Here is a 21,748-nt window from a genome sequence, read left to right as displayed (position 1 = left end):
GGCTGGTCTCGCGGACGGCCGTCAGACGGCGGCCAGGTCCGGCCGGACGCTGGGCCGGCAGTCCAGGACGTCGACCGGCTGTCCCATCGAGACGGCGATCCTGCGGTCGCCGCGGTACGGGTCCCGGCCGTGCGCGCAGAGCACGTTGTCGACCAGCATCACGTCGCCGACCTGCCACCGCTCGCGGACGGTCGCGGTGTGGTACGCCTCGTTGAGGGCGTCGACGTCGGCGCGTCCGAGCGGTTCGGCGTCACCGAATCCGGTGTTGAACGGCAGGCCGTCCGGGCCGAACTCCTCGGTCATCGCCTCGTGGATGTCGGGGTCGAGCGACCACTCGTTCCAGAACGCGAGGTGGTTGAACCAGACCTCCTCACCCGTGCGCGGGTGGTGGATCGTGGCGGGGCGCAGCTGGCTGGTGCGCAGGTTGCCGTCGGGGCGCCACTCGCAGGTGATGCCGTTCTCCCGGCAGTAGGCCTCGACCTCGGCCCGGTCCTCGGTGGCGAAGGCGGTGCGCCAGCCGAGGGAGACGTAGTCCGAGTAGTTGCGGGTGAGCGTCCAGCCGGAGGTCCGCCCCCGCTCGACCAGGTGCGCCGGCAGGTGGTCGAGCACCTTGCGGCAGTCGGCGGTCGGGGTGGCCCCGCCCTCCTCGGGGGCGGTGAGGCAGGCGAAGAGCAGCCGGCCGGGGAACGTGAGGGTGTAGCTGTTCTCGTTGTGCATCCGGATCGGCTGGGCCGGCGGGAGGTCGGTCGAGGAGAAGACCCCGTTGCCGTAGTCGCTGCGCGGGGTGGCCTTCTCGCGGTAGGGGGTGCGCTCGGGGATGAGCACGTCGCGCACGGCCGCGACGTCCTCGGTGCTGGCGACCGGCAGGCCGCGCAGGAAGATCGTGCCGTGGCGGTGCAGGGCGTCGGTGAGCTCGGCCTCGTTCTCCCGCAGCCAGTCGCAGGCCTCGCCGAGGTCGGCGGTGCGCGGGGCGTGGGCGAGGGCCGGTCGGCCGGGGTTCAGTTCCCAGGTCGGCATGGCGGCGCTCACTGGTGGGCGAGGGAGGCGACCAGGCTCGCGGGCCTGATGTCGGTCCAGTTGGCCTCGATGTAGTCGAGGCAGCCCTGGCGGGTGTCCTCGCCGTGGACGGTGGTCCAGCCGGCCGGCACGTCGATCCAGACGGGCCAGAGGGAGTGCTGGTTCTCGTCGTTGGCCAGCACCAGGTAGCCGGCGTTGTCGTCCTCGAACGGGTTGCTCATGGTGTCCTCCTTGGGTTGATTCGAAGGTACGGGCGGCCCGGGGCCCGTAACGGCAGGAGGCGAGGCAGGTACGCGGCAGTTAAGGTGCGGGCGACTGCCGCCGTCGGGGGGCGGTCAGCGCGTCGGGCGGTCAGCGCGTCGGGCGGTCAGCGCGGGAGCAGGCGGACCGGGAAGTGGTCCAGGCCGAAGTTGATGATCGAGCGGTTGTGGGTGACCGGGCCGGTCGGCTCGATCGTGTCGACGCGTTCCAGCATCGCCGTGAACAGGGCGCCGAGTTCGGCCTTGGCCAGCGGTGCGCCGATGCAGTAGTGGGCGCCGAGGCCGAGGGCGAGGTGCTTGTTGGGGCTGCGGTCGAGCAGGATCTCCTCGGGCCGGTCGAAGGCCTCCGGGTCCCGGTTGGCGGACCACACCCAGACGGCGACCCGGTCGCCGCGCCGGATGGTGTGGCCGTCGAGTTCGGTGTCCCGGCTCGCGGTGCGCAGGGTGTGCAGCCCGACCGAGGTCCAGCGCAGGAGTTCGTCCAGGGCCGAGTCCATGCCGACTTCGCCCCGCTGCAGCTTCCGCCACAGTTCCGGGTTCTGGGTGAGGGTGTAGAGGCCCATGGCGGCGGTGTGGCGGACCGTCTGGACGCCGCCGACCACGATGTTGTCCAGGTTGAGCACGACGTCCTCGACCGGCAGCAGCTTGCCGCCGACCCGGTAGGTCGCCATCTTGCTGATCAGGTCGTCCTTCGGGTTCATCCGGCGCAGCATCACCTGGTGCAGCAGGTACGGGATGAGCTGCTGGTGGCCGGCCCGGCGCTCCTCGGGGGTGTTGCCGAGGAACGCGACGTCGCAGACCCGTTCGACCATCTCGCGGTCCTGCTCGGGGACGTCCAGGAGGTCGCACATGACGGACAGCGGGAGGGCGGAGACGGCGTCGACGAGGTTGACCTCGCCCAGTTCGACGGCCTTCCCGACGATCGAGGCGGCCAGGTCGGTGATGCCGCGGGCGGCGCCGCGGACCGGGCCGGGGGCGAAGAACGGGTTGGCGGGGGCGCGGAGTTCGCGGTGCCGGGGCGGGTCGGTGAGGGCCATCATCCGGCCGGAGCCGACCGGGACGTTGCCCTCGCCGGCGCCGAGCAGCGAGCCCTGCTCGGAGCTGTAGAGGGCGGCGTCGCGCAGCACCTGCGCGGAGTGGCGGTAGGAGAGCACCGACCAGACCGGCCCGTCGTCGACGGTGTCGGTGCGGTGGACGGCGGCCTCCCGGCGCAGTTCGGCGATCAGGCCGGGGGTGTCGGGGCGGGCCCACAGGTCGGGGTCGGTGAGGTCGACCGCGGTGGTGGTCAGCATGAGAACTCCGTCGTGGACTGGGTGGCGGCGCCGGGCCGCGCGATGAGCGAGGTCAGGAGGTCGACCGGGCCGGGCCCGTCGACGGTGGCGAGCAGGTGGCCGCCGGGGACGACGTGGTGGCCGGAGTCGCCGCGGGTGTGGACGGCCCAGCCTTCGAGCCCGCCGGCGGCGAGGAGCGGGTCCTCGACGCCGACGACGGTGTGCAGGCGGGAGCCGATCGGCGGGTGGGGGCGCGGCCGGTAGGTGGCGACCACGTCCAGGTCGGTGCGGATGCCGCGCAGCGCGTGTTCCTTCAGGTCCGCCTCGCCCTCGACGAGTTCGCCCATGCCGGCCAGGCGCAGCAGGTCGTCGGCGGTGTGCCGGGGGCGGTCCCGCCCGGCCCAGGCGGCCGGCGGCGAGGCGGAGGCGGCGACGACCAGTTCGGGCCGCCGCTCGGCGGGCAGGGCCCGGGCGGCCTCGTAGGCCAGCAGGGCGCCGAAGCTCTGCCCGTAGAAGCCGAACCGCCCGGTCAGGTGCGGGGTGAGGGCTTCCACGACGGCGTCGACCAGCAGGTCGAAGCTCGCGGGCATCGGGTGGGCGAGGCGGCCGCCGCGGGCGGGCGGGCGCACCGCCCAGACCTCGGCGGCGGGGGCGAGGGCGCGGGCCAGCGGGGTGTAGGCGGTGGCGTCGCCCCCGGCGTGCGGGAAGCAGAACAGCCGGAACGGGCGGTGCGGTTGGGGCACGGGGACGAACAGCCAGTCCCCCTCGACCCGGGGCCGGACCCGGGTGGCGGTGGTCATCCGCCGCTCACCGGGCCCGGGCGGTCAGGGCGGGCCGGGGGGCGGCGGTGCCGGCCCGGGTGGCCCCCTCGACGGTGGCGGTGAAGGCGGCCAGGTCGGCCGAGTCGAGCAGGTGGCGCAGCTGCAGCTCGATGCCGAGGCGGCGGCGCAGCAGGTGGACGACCCGCAGGGCGGCGAGGGAGTGGCCGCCGAGCGAGAAGAAGTCGTCGGTGGGCACCAGGCCGGACACGCCGAGGACGGTGCTCCAGACCTCGGCGACCTGGCCGGCCAGGCCGGTGGCCTCCTGCGGCTCCGCCTCCTCGGCGGCGGCCGGGACGGGCAGCGCCGCCAGGTCGACCTTGCCGTTGGGGGTGAGCGGCATGGCGTCCAGCACGGTGATCACCGAGGGCACCAGGTGGGCGGGCACGGTGGCCCGCAGCCGCTCGGTCAGCTCGGCGGGGGTGACGGCGCCGGTGACGTAGCCGGCCAGCCTGCGGTCGCCAGGGGCCGGCTCGTACACGGTGACGGCGGCGGCCTGGACGCCGTCCAGCCGGCCCAGCGCGTGCTCGACCTCGCCGAGCTCGATCCGGAAGCCGCGCAGCTTGACCTGGCGGTCCACCCGGCCGACGTACTCCAGCAGGCCGCCCTGGCCGCGCCGGGCCTGGTCGCCGGTGCGGTACATCCGGGCGCCCGGCCCGCCGGACGGGTCGGCGACGAAGCGTTCGGCGGTCAGTCCGGGCCGGCCGACGTAGCCGTGGGCGAGCCCGGGCCCGGCCAGGTACAGCTCGCCGACCACGCCGTCGGGGACCGGGGCGAGCTTCTCGTCGAGCAGGTGGAGGACCACGCCGGGCATCGGCGCGCCCAGGTGCGGCCCGGGGCCGCTGATCGGCGCGGTGACGGCCTCGACGGTGCACTCGGTGGGCCCGTACAGGTTGAGGGCGTCGATGCCGCCGTCGGCCAGTTCCCGCCAGGTGCGCTCGGGGACGGCCTCGCCGCCCATGAAGAGCCGGGGCACCCGGGCGCCGGCCAGCGGCTCGCGCAGCAGCTCCCAGTGCGAGGGGGTCAGGTCGAAGTCGGTGACGGCGTGTTCGGTCAGCAGGGCGGCCAGCCGTGCCGGGTCGGCGCGGTGCTCGTCGCCGATGACCAGGACGGTGTCGCCGCGGCAGATCCTGGTCCACTGCGGGACGGAGGCGTCGAAGGAGATGCTGGCGTTCCAGCCGACCACGCCGGGCTCGGCGCGGAAGGCGCCGGTGGCCTCCAGCCCCTCGATCAGTCCGGCGACGGCGCCGCGCGGCACCTCGACGCCCTTGGGGCGGCCGGTGGAGCCGGAGGTGTAGATGACGTAGGCCGGGTCGAGCGGGTCCGTCCGCTCGGGCAGCTCGGGCCCGTCGGCGGCGGCGTCCGGGCGCAGCACCGGCACGCCCTCGGCGGCCGGCAGGCCGTCGGCGCTGATCAGGGCGGTGAGGCGGGCGTCGGAGGCCATGAAGGCGAGCCGCTCGGCGGGGTAGGCCGGGTCGAGCGGGACGTAGGCGGCGCCGGCCCGCCAGACGGCGAGCAGGGCGACCGGCAGGTCGGCGGTGCGGCCGAGGTGGACGCCGACCCGGTCGCCGCGGCCGACGCCGAGGGCGCGCAGGGCGCGGGCCAGGGCGGCGGTGCGGCGGTCGAGGGCGGCGAAGTCGAGGCGGTCGGCGCCGGCGAGGACGGCGGTGCGCTCGGGGTGGGCGGCGACGGTGTCGCGCAGGCGCTGCAGCAGGTCGGTCATGGCGGGTCCTCAGAGGTCTCGGGCGGCGGCGGCCATGGCGTGCAGGGCGGCCGTGTAGGTGTCGATGAACTGTTCGGCGGTGCGGTCGGTGACCAGGGAGCGCTGGTGGTCCACGGCGAGCAGCACGCGCTGCGAGACCGGGTCCTGGATCAGCGAGGCGCCGAAGGCGAAGCTGTTGGGTTCGTGGCGCAGGGTCGGCTCGCAGCCGATCCGGCCGTCCACGATGCGGGCCGAGCTGAGCCGGCCCAGGGCGTGGAAGCGCAGGAAGCCGAACTGGGTGTCCAGCGCGGTGTCGGTCATCAGCCGGGCGAGGCGGGCGAAGGGCACCCTGCGGTGCGGCAGCATGTCGAGCTCCTCCCGGTGCACCTCGCGGGCCAGCGCCAGCAGGTCGTCGGTGGGCTCGCAGCTCAGCGGGACGGTGTTGAGGAACAGCCCGTACACCTCGGTGCCGCCGAGCCGTTCCAGCCGGCCGTTGACGGCCAGGCCGGTGGTGACCCGGGAGCGCCCGGTGATCGCGGCGAGGGCGTGCAGGTGGGCGGCGAGCGCGACCGACTTGACCGGGACGGCGAGCGCCTCGGCGACCAGCCGCAGCTGTCCGGGCGCCTCGGGCAGCACCCGCTCGACGGTGCGCGACAGCTCGTGCACGTCCTCACTGCCGGGGAACAGCTGGCCGCTGGCGCCGGACAGCCGCTCGCGCCAGTACGCCAGCGAGCGCTCGTCCCGGGCGGCCTCCCGCTCGACGGCCACGAAGTCGCGGAAGGCGGTGCGCGGCGGCGGGGTGGGGGCGCCGAGCGGGTCGGCGGCGAGGGCGGTGTGGCGTTCCAGGATCTCGGTGAGCAGCGAGGTGAAGCTCCAGCCGTCCAGGATCGCGTGGTGCTCGGAGACGGTGAGCTGGAAGACGTCGTCGGCGAGGCGCTGCACGGTGATCCGGAACAGCGGCGGCGCGGTGAGGTCGAAGGGGGTCAGCCGGTGGGCGTCGAAGACCTCCCGGACGGCCGTGTCCTGGTCCGGTTCGCCGCGCAGGTCGGCGAACTCGACGGGGGCGGGCAGCCGGCCGTGGACGAGCTGCAGCGGTTCGCCGTAGCCGGACAGGTCGAGGCCGGTGCGCAGCACCGCGTGCCGGTCCATCGCCTCGGCGACGGAGCGGCGGAAGGCCGGCTCGTCGAGGTCGCCGGAGATCCGGTAGGAGTTGACGTTGTGGTAGCTGTCGGTGCCGCCGGCGATCTCCATGTGGAAGACCATGGAGAGCTGCATGGACACCATCGGGTAGGCGTCGGCGAGGCCGGGCGGCAGGTCGGCGCGGTCCTCCGGGGTGATCAGGGCGAAGGGCTCGCGGGCCTCCGCTCCCCCGGCGACGGGTTTGGCCAGCGGCAGCAGGGCGGCGACGGTGGGGGCGTCGAAGACGTCCCGCAGGCTCACCCCCCAGCCGCGCTCGTGCAGCGCGCCGGCCAGCTGGACGGCCCGGATGGAGTCCCCGCCGAGGTGGAAGAAGTCGTCGTGGACGCCGATGCCGTCCACCCCGAGGACCTCCGTCCAGACGGCGGCGAAGGCCTCCTCCTCCGGGGTGCGCGGCTCGACGTGGCGGCCGCCGGTGGCCGTGCTGCGCTGGCCGGGGGCGGGCAGCGCGGCCCGGTCCACCTTGCCGTTGACGGTCAGCGGCAGCGACTCCAGCACGGTGTAGCTGGCCGGGACCATGTACGGGGGCAGCGAGCGGCCGAGGAAGGCGCGGACGTCGGCGGGTTCGCGCCCGGTGACGTACGCGGCGAGGCGGTCCTCGTGCACGGTGACCACGCAGGCGTCCACGTCCGGGTGGGCGGCGAGGGCGTTCTCGATCTCGCCGAGCTCGATCCGGAAGCCGCGCAGCTTGACCTGGAAGTCGGCGCGGCCGATGTACTCCAGTCCGCCGCCGGGCAGCCGGCGGGCGACGTCGCCGGTGCGGTAGAGCCGGGACCCGGGCGGGCCGTAGGGGTCGGCGACGAAGCGGCCGGCGGTGAGGCCGGGGCGGCCCCAGTAGCCGTGGGCGAGGCTGCCGCCGCCGATGTACAGCTCGCCGGCCGCACCGGGCGGGCAGGGCCGCAGCCAGTCGTCGAGGACCTGCGCGGTCAGGTGCGGCATGGGCGCGCCGATCAGGCTGCGTTCGAAGCCCTCGCTGCCGGCCAGGTCGTGGGTGGTGACGTGGACGGTGGTCTCGGTGATGCCGTACAGGTTGCAGAGCCGGGCCGGGGGCGGCGGGTCGAGCTCGAACCAGCGCTGGACGACGGCCGGGTCCAGCGCCTCCCCGCCGAGCATGATCCACTTCAGCGCGGGCAGGGCGCGCGGGCTGCGGCGCAGCACGGGCTCCAGCTGGCGCAGCGCCGAGGGGGTGAGGCAGAGATAGGAGACCCGCTCCTCCTCCAGCAGCTGGGCGAACTCCTCCGGCGAGCGGCTGGTCACGTACGGGACGACGACCAGCCGGGCGCCGTGCAGCAGCGCGCCCCACATCTCCCAGACCGTCCAGTCGAAGGCGTAGCTGTGGAAGAGCGTCCAGGTCTCCTCCGGGCCGAAGCCGAAGTGCCGCTCGCCGTCCGCCATGAGCCGGCTGACGTGCTCGTGGGCGACGGCGACGCCCTTGGGTCGGCCGGTGGAGCCGGAGGTGAAGATGACGTAGGCGACGTCGCCGGGGCGGCCGGCGGCGGGCGGGCGGGTGTCCGGCCGGGCGGCCAGGTCGGCGGCCTCGGCGCCCAGGTCGTAGGCCTGCCAGGGGCCTTCGGGCACCCGGTCGGCGCGGTCGGTGACCACCAGGGTGACGTCCGTGTCGCCGAAGACGAGCGCGGCGCGGTCGGCGGGGGCGGCCAGGTCGACGGGCACGTACGCGGCGCCGGTCTTGAGCACGCCGAGGACGGTGACCAGGACGTCGGCGGTGCGGTCCAGCAGCATGCCGATCCGGTCGCCGGGGCCGGCGCCGCGGGCCCGCAGGGCGTGCGCGAGGCGGTTGGCCCGGCGGTCGAGTTCGGCGTAGCTCAGGGTGCGGTCCTGGTCGCTGACCGCGGGCCGGTCCGGGTGGGCGTCGGCGGCCCGCTCGAACAGGTGGTGCAGGCAGTGGCCGGGGGTGTCGGTGGCGCGCGGCGCGTCGTCGCTCCTGGTGGTCAGCCGCAGCACGGTGGCGTCGGGCTCGGCCAGGGCCGCGCCGAGCAGGGCGTCGAACTCGGCGGCGAGGCGCCGGACGGTCCCCGGGTCGAACAGCTCGCTGCGGTACTCGGCCTCGCCGCGCAGCTCGCCGCCGTCACCGCCGTCGAAGAGGGACCAGGTGAGGTCGAACTTGCTGGTGCCGTTGGAGCGGACCCGGCTCTCGGCGGTGGCCGCGCCGAGCGCGAACGGGGTGCGGTCCTCGCCGTGAGCCCCGAACACCACCTGGACCAGCGGCGGGTGCTGCGCGGTACGGGCGGCGCCGAGGTGGTCGACCAGCTGGTCGAAGGGCACGTCGAGGTAGCCGTAGGCGTCGAAGGCGACGTCCTGGACGTGCTCCAGCAGGCCCCGGAAGGTCTGGGTCGGCGAGAGCCGCAGCCGCAGCGGCAGCAGATTGACGAAGTAGCCGAGCAGGTGCTCCAGTTCGGGGCGGTCGCGGGTGGTGACCGGGGTGCCGATCACCAGGTCGTCGGCGCCGGTCCAGCGGTTCAGCAGCAGGGCGAAGGCCGCCAGCTGGACGGTGAACGGGGTGACGCCCTCCGCCTCGGCCAGGTCGCGGACCCGGGCCGCCGTCCCGGGGGCGAGGCCGAAGCCCTCGGTGCCGCCGGCCGCGCCGCGCTCGGCGGGCCGGGGCCGGTCGGTGGGCAGCTCCAGCAGGCCGGGCGCGCCGTCCAGCTGCTCCTTCCAGTAGGTCAGGTGGTCCTCGTAGGAGGTGCCGAGCCGCTCCCGCACGTCATCGGCGTACTGCACGGTCAGCTCCGGCAGCACGGCCTCCCGGCCCGCCACCGCGGCGCCGTACAGTTCGGCGAGTTCGCGGCCGAAGACCTCGGCGGACCAGCCGTCCCAGACGATGTGGTGGACGGTGAACAGCACCGTGGTGCGCTCGTCCGCCAGCCGGAAGGCCTCGGCCCGCAGCAGCGGGCCGGTGGCCAGGTCGAAGGGCTCGGCGCAGCGGGCCGCCAGCAGCTCCTCCAGCCGCTCTTCCAGGCGCTCGTCCGGGCGCTCTTCCGGGCGCTCGTCCGGGCCGGGGCCGGGCTGCTCGGGGCCGGCCGACGGGCGCAGGTCGGTCACCGCGAGCGGCACCCGCAGGGCGTGGTGCACCTCCTGGCGGGGGCCGTCCGGGTGCAGGGCGAAGGTGGTGCGCAGCACCTCGTGCCGGGCCGTCACGGCGTCCAGCGCGCCCTGGAGCAGTCCGAGGTCGAGCGGGCCGGTGACCTCGACGGTCCAGGGGGTGCAGTAGGTGACGGCCTTCGGGTCGAGGCGGTCGAGGAACCAGAGGCCGCGCTGCAGCCCCGAGACGGGCGCGGTGCGCGCCGGGTGGTCGGACGGGCGCACGGCCTCGTTCCCTTCCTGTGACGGGCCCACGGGCTCGTTCCCTTCCTGTGCGGTACGGCCCGTCATCGGGCGGCCAGCCGTTCGGCGATGGCGCTCACGGTCCGGGCCCGGAACACCAGTTGCGGGGGGACGCGGGTACCGGTCTCCCGGGACAGTCGCATCGCGACCCGGACGGCGGCCAGCGAGTTGCCGCCGATCCGGAAGAAGTTGTCCTCGCGGCCGACCTCGGCGAGGTCGAGCACCTCGCGCATCGCGTCGGCGACCAGCCGCTCGGCCTCGGTCAGCGGGTCGGGCGCGGCGGCCCGGCGGCCCACGGGGGCGGGCAGCGCCCGGCGGTCGACCTTGCCGTTGTGGTTGAGCGGCAGCGCGTCCAGGACGTCCAGGGTGGCGGGCACCATGTGCTCGGGCAGCAGGGCGGCCAGGTGGTCGAGCAGGGCGTCCGGCTCGGGGGCCCCGGCGCCGACGGTGACGTAGGCGGCGAGCCGGCGGTCGCCCGGGGCGGGCTCGTGCACGGTGACCACCGCCTCCTGGACGGCCGGGTGGCGGGTGAGCGCGTCCTCGATCTCGCCGGGCTCGACCCGGAAGCCGCGGACCTTGACCTGGTCGTCGATCCGGCCGGTGACCTCCAGCAGCCCCTCGGCGTTGACGAAGCCGAGGTCGCCGGTGCGGTAGAGCCGCTCGCCGGACTCGCTGAACGGGGAGGCGACGAAGCGTTCGGCGGTCAGCGCGGGCCGGCCGAGGTAGCCGTGGGCGAGGCCGCCGCCGGCGGCGTACAGCTCGCCCGTGACGCCGGGCTCGACCGGGCGCAGCAGCTCGTCCAGGACGTGGACGCCCTTGCCGTTCAGCGCGGTGCCGATCGGCACCGAGCCGCCGGCCAGGTCGGCGGGGGCGACCCGGTGGCAGGTGGTCAGCCCGAGGCTCTCGACCGGGCCGTAGCCGTTGGCGACCGCCAGGCCGGGGTGGTTCTCCAGGGCCTTCGCCACATGGGTGACGGAGGCCCGTTCACCGGCGGTGAAGGCGAGCTTGAGGCCGTCGTAGGTCTCCGGGAACTCCTCCAGCAGGAAGTTGAACAGGCTCGCGGAGAGCTGGAGCTGGGTGACGCCGTGGCGGCGGGTCAGCTCGGCGATGGTCTGCGGGTCCGGCCGCTGGCCGGGCTGCAGGACGCAGCTGCCGCCGAAGCAGAGGGCGCCGTAGAGCTCCAGCGCGAAGGCGTCCCAGGAGACCGGCGAGCACTGCAGCCAGACCTCCTCCGGGCCGAAGCGGGCGTAGTCCTGGCCGAGGTAGGTGCTGGTGAGCGCCCGGTGCGGGACGGCCACGCCCTTGGGGCGGCCGGTGGAGCCGGAGGTGAACATCACGCAGGCGAGGTCGGCGCCGCTGACCGGCAGGCCGAGGTCGTGCGCCGGGTACGTGGCGAGTTCGGCGGCCGAGGCGTCCAGGTCCACCTGGCCCACCCGCTCCGGGAGGGCGAACGGCACCGTGGCGCGCCGGTGGGTGACCACCGTGGCGGCGTCGGTCTCGGCGACCGCGCCGGCCAGCCGCTCGGCCGGGAAGTCCGGGTCCAGCAGGGTGTAGGCGGCGCCGGTCTTGAGGGCCGCCAGCAGCGCGGTGACCAGCTCGGGGCCGCGCTCGGCCAGCACCGCGACGGTGTCGCCGCGGCCGATGCCCAGGCCCGCCAGGTGGCGGGCGAGCCGGTTCGCGTCGGCGTTCAACTCGCCGTAGCCGACGGTCCGTTCGCCGGAGACCAGGGCGGTGGCGTGCGGGGCGCCGGCGGCCCGCGCCTCGAACAGGGCGTGCACCGGCACCTCGACGGCGGCGGCCAGGGTGCCCAGCCACTCCTCGCACAGGCCGGCCATGGCGGCCGGGCCGAAGAGGTCGCTGTCGTACTCGAAGCGGCCGGTGAAGCCGGTGCCGAGGTCGTCCACCGAGACGGAGAGGTCGAAGCGGGAGACCGGGTTGGAGTGCAGGGCGCGGGTCACCTGGTGGCCGCCGACCGTCAACGGCCGGGTGTCCAGCGGGTGCAGCTCCAGCAGCACCTGGCAGAGCGGGTTGCGGTCCTCGGGGCGCTCCTCCAGGACGGCGTTCGCGATGTCGTCGAAGGGCACCTCCTGGTGGCGGTAGCCGCCGATCGACACCTCGCGCACGTGCCGGACCAGCTCGCGGAAGGACGCCCCCTCCTCCAGCTTCAGCCGCAGCGGCAGCAGGTTGACGAAGTAGCCGATCAGGCCGTCGAGTTCGGCCCGGCCCCGGACGTTCACCGGCGAGCCGAGCACCAGGTCGCGCTGCCCGGAGCGGCGGTGCAGGGTGAGCGCCAGCCCGGCCAGCAGCACCATGAACGGGGTGGCGTCCTCGCTGCGGGCCAGCGCCCGGACGGCCTCGGCCACCGGGTCCGGCATCGCGAAGCGGTGGAAGGCGCCGCGGAAGGCCTGCTCCTCGGGCCTGGGGTGTTCCGTGGCCAGCGCCGGCTCCGTCGGGGCGTCGCGCAACTGCTCACGCCAGTAGTCGAGTTGTTGCTCGGCGGTGTCGTCCCGGTACTGCCAGGCGGCGTAGTCGCCGTACTGGACGGCGAGTTCCGGCAGCTCGGCCGGACGGCCCTCGGCCGCCGCGGCGTACAGCTCCTGGAGTTCGCCCTCCAGCACCGCCAGCGAGCCCTCGTCCCAGACGATGTGGTGGAAGAGCAGCAGCAGCGTGGTCGCCCCGTCGGCCCGGAAGACCCGGGCGCGCACCAGCGGCCCCCGCTCCAGGTCGAAGGGGACCAGCGCGGCCTCGGCGACCAGCTCGTCCACCCGGTCGGCGGTGGTCTCGGTGAGCGTGAACGGCAGCTCCACCGACGGGTGGACGACCTGGCGCGGACCGTCCTCGGCGAGCTCGAAGGTCGTCCGCAGGCTCTCGTGCCGCTCCACCACCCCCGCCAGCGCCCGCCGCAGCAGTTCCGGGTCGACCGGCCCGGCGAAGCGGAACACCCAGGGCACCACGTAGGTCGGCGCGTCCGGGTTCCACTGGTCGAGGAACCAGAGGCCGCGCTGGAACTTGGACAGCGGGGCCTCGGTGGCGCCCGACCGGACCAGCTCCGGGCGCTCGCCCCCGGTCGCGGAGCTCACCGCGGCGGCGAACTCGGCCAGCGTCGGCGCGTCGAAGATGGTGTACGGCGACACCATGCCGAAGACGTCGAAGACCCGGCCCACCACCCGTACGGCGGTCAGCGAATCGCCGCCCAGGTGGAAGAAGTTGTCGTCGGCGCTGACCTCCGGCACCCCGAGCACGTCCGCCCAGACCGCCGCGATCAGCTGCTCGGCGGGGGTGCGCGGCGGACGGCCGGCCGGCCTGCCCTCGGCGGCGGCCTGCGGCTCGGGCAGCGCGGCCCGGTCCACCTTGCCGCCCGCGGTCAGCGGGAAGGCCTCCAGGGCGGTCAGCGTCGCCGGGACCATGTGCTCCGGCAGCCGCTCGGCCAGCCACGGCCGGACCTCGGCGTACCCGGGCACGGCGCCCGTCACGTACGCGGCCAGCCGGCCCTCGTACGCCACCACGACGCAGCCGGTGACGCCGGGGTGGCCGGCCAGCACCTGCTCGATCTCCCCGGGCTCGACCCGGAAGCCCCGGATCTTCACCTGGTGGTCGCTACGGCCCAGGAACTCCAGCGGGCCGTCCTCGGCCGTGCGGCGCACCACGTCGCCGGTGCGGTACATCCGCGCGCCGCCTGGTTGTTCCTGTTGACCGTCGGGCCCGGCCGCGAACGGGTCCGCGCCGGGGTCCGCGAACGGGTCCGCGACGAAGCGGTCGGCGGTGAGGCCGGGACGGCCCAGGTAGCCGGAGGCCAACAGCGGCCCGCCGACGTACAGTTCGCCGGACTCGCCGGGCGGCACCGGCCGCAGCCGCTCGTCCAGGACGTAGAGCCGCCGGGCGCCCAGCGCGGTGCCGATCGGCACCCGGGCGGCCGGCTGCTCACCGGCCAGCCGGTGGGTGGTGGCGGTGACCACGGTCTCGGTCGGACCGTACGCGTTCAGCAGCGGCACCCCGGTCGCCGCCCACCAGGCGGCGGCGGTGGCCGGCTCCAGCTTGTCGCTGCCGGAGACCATCAGCCGCAGGGTGCGCGGTACCCGGCCGCCGAGGGCCGCCACCACGTCCTGGAAGTAGCCGGCCGCCAGGTTGGCGACGGTGACGCCCTCGGTGTCCAGCAGGTCCAGCAGCTCGGCCGGGGCCAGGAGTTGCTGCTCCGGCAGGACCAGGCAGGCCCCGGCGGCGAGGGCGCCGAGCACCTGCTCCACCGCCACGTCCACGGTCGGACGGGCGAACTGCAGCACCACGTCCCGCTCGGTGAGGCCGAAGGTCTCCACCACCGCGGCCAGGTGGCCGGTGAGCGCGGCGAGCGGCACGTGCACGCCCTTGGGGCGGCCGGTGGTGCCGGAGGTGTAGATGACGTAGCCGGCGGCGGAATCCGCCTGTGCGGTCAGCTCGGTGAGCGTCTCGCCGGCGAGGGCGAGGGAGGCCCCGGCGTCCTCGGCGATCCAGCGGTTGCGGTCCTCGGGGGCCTCCCGGTCCAGCGGCAGATAGGTGGCGCCCGCCCGCAGCACCGCCAGCAGCGCGACCACGTGGTCCAGCCGGTCGCGGCCGGTGACGGCCACCGTCCGCCCGGGGGCGATCCGGGCGGCGAGGGCGGCGGTCAGGCCGTCCAGCTCCCGGTAGCTGACGGTCCGGCCGCCGGACCGGACGGCCGGCCGCTCCGGAAAGCGGCGGACGGCGGCGGCGAACGGCCCGAATTCGGGCGCCGTGAATTCGACGGGGAAACCGCGAGAGGACATCATCCAACCCCAGATCGTGAGAGAAATCGGCGACGAAATCAACGATAGGGGGAATTCGAAGGCCCTATCGGCAGAACGAGCGGAAGGAAATCGGCAGTTTCATCATGCCGCTTTCCGAGCAGGCCAGGGCTACCGGCCGGGGTGGTTCAGAATTCCTCGGAAGACCAGACGTCAGCCCGGTCGAGGGCGTCCGGCGCATATTTTCCGAGCGCACTGATCAGCAGTCGGAGTTCCAGCGCCAGGCATTCCGCGAAACGGCGCAGCCCGGATTCCCGGTCCTCCGCGACGGCCAGCAGCGCGGCCCGTCCGAGGCCCACCGCGCGGGCGCCCAGCGCCAGGCTCTTGACCGCCCTGGCCCCCTCCCAGATCCGCCCGGAGACCAGCAGGCTCGGCGGCGGGTCGGCCGCCAGCCGTCGCAGGCACTCCGCCAGCGGCAGTCCGACGTGCGGCAGGAACACCCCGGGCGCCCAGCCGGTGCCGCCCTCGGCGCCGTCCACCACGACGGCGTCCGCGCCGGCCTCGTGCGCCACCCGGGCCGCCTCGGCCACGTCCCGGCCGGGGTAGAGCTTCACCCAGATCCGTACCCTCGGGTAGTTGTTGCGCATCAGCCGGATCTGCTGGCGCAGGATCTCCGCGGTGAAGGTGCCCGGGGTCGCGGCGCGCAGCACCCGGCCGTCGCCGAACAGCGGGTCCAGCCCGAAGCGGTCGCCCAGCGCGGCGGCGGCCTCGGCCTCCAGCACGGTCATCCCGCCCAGGCCCGGCTTGGCGCCCTGGCCGACCTTCAACTCGAAGGCCAGCCGCCCGGATTCGAGCAGCGGCAGGGCGGCCGGGTCACTGTGGACGAGGTTCCACACCTCGGCGTCGGCGTCCTCGGTGCTCTGCTGGACGGCCACGCCGCCCAGCCCGTCCGGGAGTTCCTCGCCGTAGGCGCGCAGCCGGCCGAGCAGGGTGCGGTCGGCCGCCTCGCCGAGCCGGCCGTAGCCGTTCACCGGCACCACGTTCTCGCCGATCACCATCGGGATCCCGAGCGCGCCGGCCTGCCGGCTCAGGGCCAGCCCCAGGTCCCCGCCGGCCGCCCGGGTGGAGCCGGTCGCGGACACGTACACCGGCAGCGCGGAGGTGAACCCGCCGATGGTGGTGGTGAGTTCGACGTCCCGGTAGTCGGGCTCGCGGCCCAGGTCGATCAGTTTGGCGAGCCGCTGCGGCAGGAACAGCGGCGGGACGATCCGCAGGGCGTCCAGCGCGTCCGGCCGGACGAACCGGTCGGCCGTGTCGGGCCCGCCCGCACCGAACAGCACGTGGCCGTACTCCTCGGCGGGCGGGAACGCGGCCGCCGCCCCGGCCCGGGCCCGCCGCCGGACCTCCTCCTCCGGGAAACCGGGTGCGCTGAGATCGCTCAAGGCGACACCACCCCGGCGAGCTTCGGGAAGGCACTGGCCTGCCAGACGGCGTCCAGCCCGGAGACGTAGCGGGTGAGCCGCTCGACCCCGATGCCGAAGCCCGCGCTGGCCGGCACGCCCTCGCGCACCAGGTCCAGGTACCAGCGGTACTTCTGCGGGTTCTCGCCGGTCTCCCGCATCCGGGTGACGATCTCCGCGTAGTCGTTGGTGCGCTGGCTGCCGCTGCACAGCTCGCCGTAGCCCTCGGGCGCGAGCAGGTCGAAGTTGCGCAGCAGGCCCGGGTCGTCGGGGTGCTCGCGGTCGTAGAAGCCGCGCGAGCCCTTCGGGTAGTCGGTGACGAAGAACGGCCGGTCGCGCCGGGCCGACAGCAACGCCTCGCCCTCCCAGTCGAGTTCGGCGTCGGCGCTCTGCGGGTGCCCGATGCCCTGGAGCTCGGTGACCGCCTCGGCGTGCCGGATGCGCCCGAAGGATCCCTTCAGCAGTTCGGCGAACGCCTGCGGGTCCCGGCCGAGTTCGGCGAACTCCTTGGGCAGCTCGCGCACCGCGCTGTCGACCATGTGCACCACCAGCTCCTCGGCCAGCTGGACGACCTCGTCGCGGCTCGCGCCGGCGACCTCCACGTCCAGCTGGTGGAACTCGGCCAGGTGCCGGTTGGTCCCGGCGGTCTCCAGGGGCTCCAGGCGGACGTTCGGGGCGATGCAGAAGATCTTGTCGAAGGCGAGCAGCGAGGCCTGCTTGTACAGGATCGCGCTGGTCATCAGCTTGTAGCGGTGGCCGTAGAAGTCGATGTCCACCTGCTTGGAGCCGCGCGCGCCGGGGTCGGTGACCGGGCCGATGATCGGCGGCAGCAGCTCGGTGAAGCCCCGGCCGCACAGGAACTCGCGGGCGGCGGTCAGCAGTTGCTGCTGGACGCGGAGCGCGCTGCGGGTGGCCGGCGCGGTCAGGTGCCGGCCCGGGTCGGTCGGGGGCAGGGGCGTGGCGTCGGGCATGGTCGGGTCCTCATCTCTCGGGGCGGGTCTGTGCTCGGAAAGCGGGGGTCTCGGGTTGCCTCAGCGGGCGGTCGGCTCAGCGCGCGGCCGGAAGGCCCCGGGGTACGGGCGGCGCGGCGGCCGGCCGGGGGGCCCGGCCGTCGTAGCGCCGCTGAACGTGGGAGAGGGCGGACAGCAGCCCGGCCGAGCCGAGGATCGGCGGGCGGCCGCCCTCGACCAGCCCGGCGATCGGCATCGAGCCGACGGCCGACCAGTACAGCCGCCCGTCGGGGCCGAGCGAACTGCGGGTCCGCCCGGCGTTGTCGGGGTGCAGGCAGTAGGGCACGTCCAGGTAGCCGGCCGCGAACGCCCGGACCAGGGCCCGCCCGAGGTCGGCGTCCAGGTCGAGCACGGCACCGATCAGCGCCCTGGCCTCGGCCTCGATCCCGGTGTCCGGCGGCGCGGCGGGCCGCGGGCGGGTGCGCTCCGCCGTGGCGGCCGCGGCGGCGGCCTCCAGCGCCCGGACGTTCTCGGCGACGGTCGGGATGCGGTGCGCCTCGGCCGTGGTCTTGACGATCAGCCGGGCCGCGCCGCCGCGCACGGCGAGCCGCGCCGCGTCCTCCAGCAGCAGCCGCGCGCCACCGGGCGAGCGCGGGTAGACGCCCATGTAGGCGTACACCACGAGGTGCCGGTCGACGTCCGCGAGCAGCTCGTCCGCGATCCGACCGAGCGCGGCCAGCGCCTCCTCGTCCTGCCGGGCGTTGGTCTGCTGGGCGTAGCTGAGCGAGATGCTGCGCAGTCCGTGCTGGCGGAAGAACAGCGCCTCCAGCACGCTGATCGCGATCAGCAGCGAGGGCGGGCAGAGCTGGCCCATCATGCAGCCGCCGAACGTCTCCAGGTGCGGTTCCGCTCCGAACTCCCGGATGGAGGCGAGGAGTTCGCAGCTGCGCCGCCAGCAGGCCACCGCCTCGTGGAGCGGGGTGCGGCCGTACGGCAGGCAGTAGGAGACCGGTCCGCCCTCGGTTGCGTCCAGGCCGGCCGCCAGCAGCGCCTCGAAGATCCGCTCCGGCGCGGCCGAGCCGTGCCGGACCTGCACGGGAAAGCCCGCGTCGGCGACGCCGTGCAGCACCGCCCGGGTGACGTCGACCGGGTGGGTGGCGATCGGGTAGCCGTTGAGGCCAGCCCCGAGGGCCAGGGCGCGCCGCGCGGCGTCGAGGTCGCCGGTACGGGTGTAACTGTCCAGGGTGATGGTGCCGACGGTGACGGCGGCCGCTCCCCGGGTGGCGAGCAGGCCGTCCCGCATCCGGGCCGCCTCCGCCATGCCCATCCGGGGCTGGACCACCAGGGCCCCGGCGTCGGCGGCCTGCGCCACGAACGCGCCGAAGCCGGTCACAGCAGGACCCGGGAGCGCAGCCCGTCGACGAACTCGCGGAACGGGGCGACCGAGCCGCCCTCCTCGAAGACGGCGTCGAAGCCGGCCGACAGCAGGGTCCGTTCGCGGTCGGGGTCGTCGGCCCCGGCGATGCCGAGCTTTCCGCCGATGACGGTCGGCGTGCGCCGCAGTTCCGGGCAGGCCCGCAGGGCCGGGATGACCCGCAGGCCCTCCTGGTGGCCGTGCCCGTTGACGCTGCTGATGACGATCAGGTCCGGCACGATCCGGCGGCATTCGGCGAGCAGCAGCGCGTCCGGGACGCAGGCGCCCAGGTTCGTCACCCGGTGGCCCATCTCCTCCAGCAGCAGCTGCAGGAAGACCAGGTTCCAGGTGTGCGAATCCGAGGCCAGCGTCGTCACGACGACGTCCAGCCCGCCGTCTTCGGCATTTCCGTGCTCCACAACTCAGCCCTCATCGGTAGAGATCGTCGATGGAATTCCGCCGACGCCCGGGCCGGCGGTCCGGGAACTCCGGCGCGCGTTCCGCGACGGCCCAGCCCCACGGAGAACGTTAGGAACGATCGGGCCCGGTGAGCGGCAGCTCCAGCGGCACAATGCGGCAGAATCGGCGCCCACCGGAGGCACTGCCGCCGGAGGTACGGCCGCCGAAGGCACGACCACCGAAGGCACAGCCGCCGGAGGCGCTGCCGCCGGGTCGGCCCGCATCAGCCCGCGACCGCCAGCAGCGGCACGTCCCCGGCCGCGGCCAGCCGCAGCCCCGGCTCCTCCCGGACGAGGCGCCGGCAGAGGTTGAGCACCGTGAACCGCACGCCGTCCCGGGCGGGCACGCTGCGGATCAGTCCGCGCGACAGCAGCTCGTGCACCGTCGCGAGGCAGGTCTGCAGGGCCCAGCCGCTGCGGACCACCGCGTCCTCCCCGGACCAGTCCCCCGGTTCGTCCACCAGGACCTCCAGCAGGGCGCGCTGGCGTTCCGTCAGCCGGCGGATCGCCGGCTCCACCTCGTCCCGGACGTCACCGCGCGCGCCGTACACCAGCGGCGGCGCCGCCAGGGTGAACGGGACGGCCGCCAGCCGGTCCACCAGCTGGCCGGGGGACTGCACCAGCGCCCAGCCCGCCGCGCGCTCCAGCGCGCCCGGCAGGCCGTCGAGGTGGCGGCAGAGCTCCGCGACGGCGGGCGCCTCGGAGCGCTCCAGGGTGTAGCCGGGGCGCAGCCGGCACAGGTGCGAGAGCAGCAGCCGGACGGCTCCGACCTGCGCCAGCGCCTCCGGATCGGCGTCGAGTTCGGGCGCCGGGACGGGCAGCGGCGCGAGCGGGATGACCTGGCAGCCGGGCAGCGGCCGGGCCTCCCGGGCGGTGATCAGCACCCGCAGCCCGGGGCAGTGGTGGAACAGCGCGTCCAGCTGTCCGGCGTCCACTCCGCCGTCGGCGCCGTCCAGCACCAGCAGGGCGGGGCGGTCGCCGATCTCCCGGACGAGCTCGTCCGCCCGGCCGCGCCAGGGGTGCGCGCCGCCGCCGCACTCCACCCACCGCACCGACCAGCGGGCGGCCAGGTGCACCCGCCGGGCCACCTCCAGGGCGAGCCGGGTCTTGCCCACCCCGCCGAGGCCCACCAGCGAGACCAGCCGGTCCCCGTGCACGGCGAAGGCGTCGACCAGGACCTCGGTCTCCATCTCCCGGCCGACGATCGCCCCGCGCGCCACCGGCGGGGCGGCCGGCACCGGCAGCGCCACCGGATCGTCGCCGAGCGGGTGCCGGCGGGCGGACTCCTCGAAGTCCGTCCGGCTGCGGCCCTCCAGCCGCAGCGCGTCCGCCAGCAGCCGCACGGTCTCGTTGCGGGGCCGGCGGACCCGGCCGGCCTCCATGTCCCGGATCGCCCGCACGCTCAGGGTGGCGTGGTCGGCCAGGCACTGCTGGGTCAGCCCGATCCGCTCGCGCCGTACCCGCAGCAGCTCTCCGAAGCCCGCCGCCGTCCTCACCGCTTGCACCGACTGCCCGCTGTCCATGCCTCGTCTGCCCTTCCGTGGTTCGGACACTCACTGGAGGCCCGGTCCGGCGGCGTGAGCACCGGGCACCCGTACGGCCCGTGGTCCGGCCGTACGGGACCCGGTGGTCAGGCTGTGGCCTCCGAACCGGTTCCCTCCGGTTCCCGATGCTCCAGGCTCGGCGTCTACGCGCGATCAACGGCCGATCACCGGCCCCACCCGCGACCTTCACGCCTGCCCCACATCCCGCGCGGGGCCCTCCGGAAACGGGGGCACGGCCGGGAGGGAAGCGGACGGACCGGGGCACAGGCGGACCGAAGCGGGCGGGGTGGGACGATACCTGCCATGTCCAGAAAGTCTCCGCCGGTCCGGGACGCCGCCGCCCCGCCCGATCCGCTCCGCCGTCTGCTGCTCGACCTGGGGGAAGCCCTGCTCGGCGGTGGTCTGCCCGTCCACGAGGTGGAGGAGGAACTCCGCGGACTGGGCCGGGCGCTGGGGGCGCCGGAGGTACGGGTCGCCGCGCTGACCAACGGCCTGTTCGTCGCGCTGACCGCCGACGAGGGCACCCGGTTCCAGCCGGTGGGCGCCGCGCTGCGGTTCGAGCAGACGGCGGACGTCCTGCACCTGGTGCACCGGCTGCGGGCGGGCGAGCTGGACGGACCCCGGGCGCTCGCCGAACTGGACCGGATCCGGCGGGCGCCGGCCCGCTGGCCCGGCTGGGTGGCGGACCTCGGGGCGCTGCCCGTCGGGGTCGGGGTCTGCCTGTTCCTGCAGCCGGCGGCGGCCAACGTGCTGGCGGCCGGGCTCGGCTCGCTGATCGTGGTGGGGCTGACCGTGCTCGCGCGGCGCCTGCCGTACCTGCGGCCGCTGCTGCCCGTCACCGCCGGGTTCCTGGTGGCGCTGCTGGTCCTGTCGCTGGCCCGCGCCTCCCTGCTGGACGGCCCCCTGCGGACGATCGTGGCCACCCTGGCGATCCTGCTGCCGGGCGGGCTGCTGGTCACCGGCCTGTCGGAGATCGCCGCGGGCGCGGCCAGCGCGGGGACCGCCCGGCTGGTGTCCGGCGCGGTGCAACTGGCGCTCTTCCTGGCCGGGGTGGCGGCGGCCGCGACGGCGATCGGCCTGCCGGCCGCCGCGCTGGCCAACGTCCAGGTGGCGAAACCGAGCTGGTGGGTGATCGGGCTGGGGCTGGCGGTCGCGGTGGCCGGAGTGGTGGTCAACGTCCACGCCCCGCCCGCGGCCGTCCCGTGGATCGTCGTGGTGATCGCGGTGAGCGTGACCGTCCAGGTGGTTGTGGGATCGGTGCACGGCGCGGCCATCGGCGGCCTGGCCGGGGCGGTCTCGGCGGCGGTCGCGGCGACCCTGGTGCACTGGCTGCCCGGCGGCCCGCTCTGGCAGGTGCTCTACCTGCCGGCGTTCTGGATCGTGGTGCCGGGCTCCTTCGGCCTGCTGAACACCGCGCAGATCGAGGTCGGGAACGGCGCCCAGTCGGTGCTGGCGGCCGTCTCGGCGGTGTTCGGGGTGTCGATCGGCACCCTGATCGGCGCCGTGGTCAGCCGGATCCCCCGCCCCTCCTTCGCCGTCGCCCGGCCCCGGACCTGAACCGGGCGGCGCGACGGCGAGT

At 75.1% G+C, this 21,748-nt stretch carries 13 protein-coding genes; 1 reads left to right on the top strand and 12 read right to left on the bottom strand.

Annotated features, from left to right (window positions below; genetic code table 11):
* Positions 1-21: 21 nt before the first annotated feature.
* The 12 genes from IE332_RS29095 to IE332_RS29040 all read right to left on the bottom strand — a co-directional run bounded on the left by IE332_RS29095 (position 22) and on the right by IE332_RS29040 (position 20,148).
* Complete coding sequence (locus IE332_RS29095) at positions 22-1,017, bottom strand: TauD/TfdA family dioxygenase (protein ID WP_189922090.1); 996 nt, start codon at positions 1,015-1,017, stop codon at positions 22-24.
* A gap of 8 nt (positions 1,018-1,025) precedes the next feature.
* Positions 1,026-1,238, bottom strand: coding sequence for an MbtH family protein (locus IE332_RS29090; protein ID WP_189922088.1), 213 nt, complete (start codon positions 1,236-1,238; stop codon positions 1,026-1,028).
* 146 nt (positions 1,239-1,384) lie between these two features.
* Complete coding sequence (locus IE332_RS29085) at positions 1,385-2,569, bottom strand: cytochrome P450 (protein WP_229929005.1); 1,185 nt, start codon at positions 2,567-2,569, stop codon at positions 1,385-1,387.
* Positions 2,563-3,348: a thioesterase II family protein gene (locus tag IE332_RS29080; RefSeq protein ID WP_229929004.1), complete on the bottom strand. Its 786-nt coding sequence runs from the start codon at positions 3,346-3,348 to the stop codon at positions 2,563-2,565. Before IE332_RS29080 ends, IE332_RS29085 begins: the two co-directional genes overlap by 7 nt.
* Before the next feature lie 7 nt (positions 3,349-3,355).
* Positions 3,356-5,089: a non-ribosomal peptide synthetase gene (locus IE332_RS29075; RefSeq protein WP_189922085.1), complete on the bottom strand. Its 1,734-nt coding sequence runs from the start codon at positions 5,087-5,089 to the stop codon at positions 3,356-3,358.
* Between the two features lie 9 nt (positions 5,090-5,098).
* A complete protein-coding gene (locus IE332_RS29070) occupies positions 5,099-9,589 on the bottom strand; it encodes a non-ribosomal peptide synthetase (protein WP_229929003.1) in 4,491 nt (1,496 codons plus the stop codon).
* A gap of 62 nt (positions 9,590-9,651) precedes the next feature.
* Positions 9,652-14,388, bottom strand: coding sequence for a non-ribosomal peptide synthetase (locus IE332_RS29065; RefSeq protein WP_229929002.1), 4,737 nt, complete (start codon positions 14,386-14,388; stop codon positions 9,652-9,654).
* Positions 14,389-14,531: 143 nt separating this feature from the next.
* Complete coding sequence (locus tag IE332_RS29060; protein ID WP_189922081.1) at positions 14,532-15,785, bottom strand: glutamate synthase-related protein; 1,254 nt, start codon at positions 15,783-15,785, stop codon at positions 14,532-14,534.
* On the bottom strand, positions 15,782-16,774 hold the full coding sequence (locus IE332_RS29055) for an asparagine synthetase A (RefSeq protein ID WP_189922079.1): 993 nt from the start codon (positions 16,772-16,774) through the stop codon (positions 15,782-15,784). The genes IE332_RS29060 and IE332_RS29055 overlap by 4 nt, the downstream gene beginning before the upstream one ends.
* A 76-nt stretch (positions 16,775-16,850) precedes the next feature.
* Complete coding sequence (locus IE332_RS29050) at positions 16,851-18,146, bottom strand: methylaspartate mutase (protein ID WP_189922077.1); 1,296 nt, start codon at positions 18,144-18,146, stop codon at positions 16,851-16,853.
* Positions 18,143-18,586: a cobalamin B12-binding domain-containing protein gene (locus IE332_RS29045; protein WP_189922075.1), complete on the bottom strand. Its 444-nt coding sequence runs from the start codon at positions 18,584-18,586 to the stop codon at positions 18,143-18,145. Before IE332_RS29045 ends, IE332_RS29050 begins: the two co-directional genes overlap by 4 nt.
* 263 nt (positions 18,587-18,849) lie before the next feature.
* Positions 18,850-20,148, bottom strand: a complete 1,299-nt coding sequence (locus IE332_RS29040; protein WP_189922073.1) for a helix-turn-helix domain-containing protein — start codon at positions 20,146-20,148, stop codon at positions 18,850-18,852.
* 324 nt (positions 20,149-20,472) lie between these two features.
* Between IE332_RS29040 and IE332_RS29035 the strand changes: the two genes are divergently transcribed.
* Positions 20,473-21,726 (top strand): threonine/serine exporter family protein, encoded by a 1,254-nt coding sequence (locus tag IE332_RS29035; protein ID WP_189922071.1) that lies wholly within the window; start codon positions 20,473-20,475, stop codon positions 21,724-21,726.
* Positions 21,727-21,748: the final 22 nt, after the last annotated feature.

It is taken from the genome of Kitasatospora xanthocidica (assembly GCF_014656195.1).
GTDB classification, from domain to species: domain Bacteria; phylum Actinomycetota; class Actinomycetes; order Streptomycetales; family Streptomycetaceae; genus Kitasatospora; species Kitasatospora xanthocidica.
This window is presented reverse-complemented; position numbering and strand designations above follow the sequence as displayed.

Excerpts from the sequence above, each read along its gene's own strand:
- IE332_RS29095 (WP_189922090.1), bottom strand. The coding sequence starts at position 1,017 with ATGCCGACCTGGGAACTGAACCCCGGCCGACCGGCCCTCGCCCACGCC.
- IE332_RS29075 (WP_189922085.1), bottom strand. The coding sequence starts at position 5,089 with ATGACCGACCTGCTGCAGCGCCTGCGCGACACCGTCGCCGCCCACCCC.
- IE332_RS29040 (WP_189922073.1), bottom strand. The coding sequence starts at position 20,148 with ATGGACAGCGGGCAGTCGGTGCAAGCGGTGAGGACGGCGGCGGGCTTC.
- IE332_RS29055 (WP_189922079.1), bottom strand. The coding sequence starts at position 16,774 with ATGCCCGACGCCACGCCCCTGCCCCCGACCGACCCGGGCCGGCACCTG.
- IE332_RS29090 (WP_189922088.1), bottom strand. The coding sequence starts at position 1,238 with ATGAGCAACCCGTTCGAGGACGACAACGCCGGCTACCTGGTGCTGGCC.
- IE332_RS29065 (WP_229929002.1), bottom strand. The coding sequence starts at position 14,388 with ATGATGTCCTCTCGCGGTTTCCCCGTCGAATTCACGGCGCCCGAATTC.
- IE332_RS29080 (WP_229929004.1), bottom strand. The coding sequence starts at position 3,348 with ATGACCACCGCCACCCGGGTCCGGCCCCGGGTCGAGGGGGACTGGCTG.
- IE332_RS29085 (WP_229929005.1), bottom strand. The coding sequence starts at position 2,569 with ATGCTGACCACCACCGCGGTCGACCTCACCGACCCCGACCTGTGGGCC.
- IE332_RS29035 (WP_189922071.1), top strand. The coding sequence starts at position 20,473 with ATGTCCAGAAAGTCTCCGCCGGTCCGGGACGCCGCCGCCCCGCCCGAT.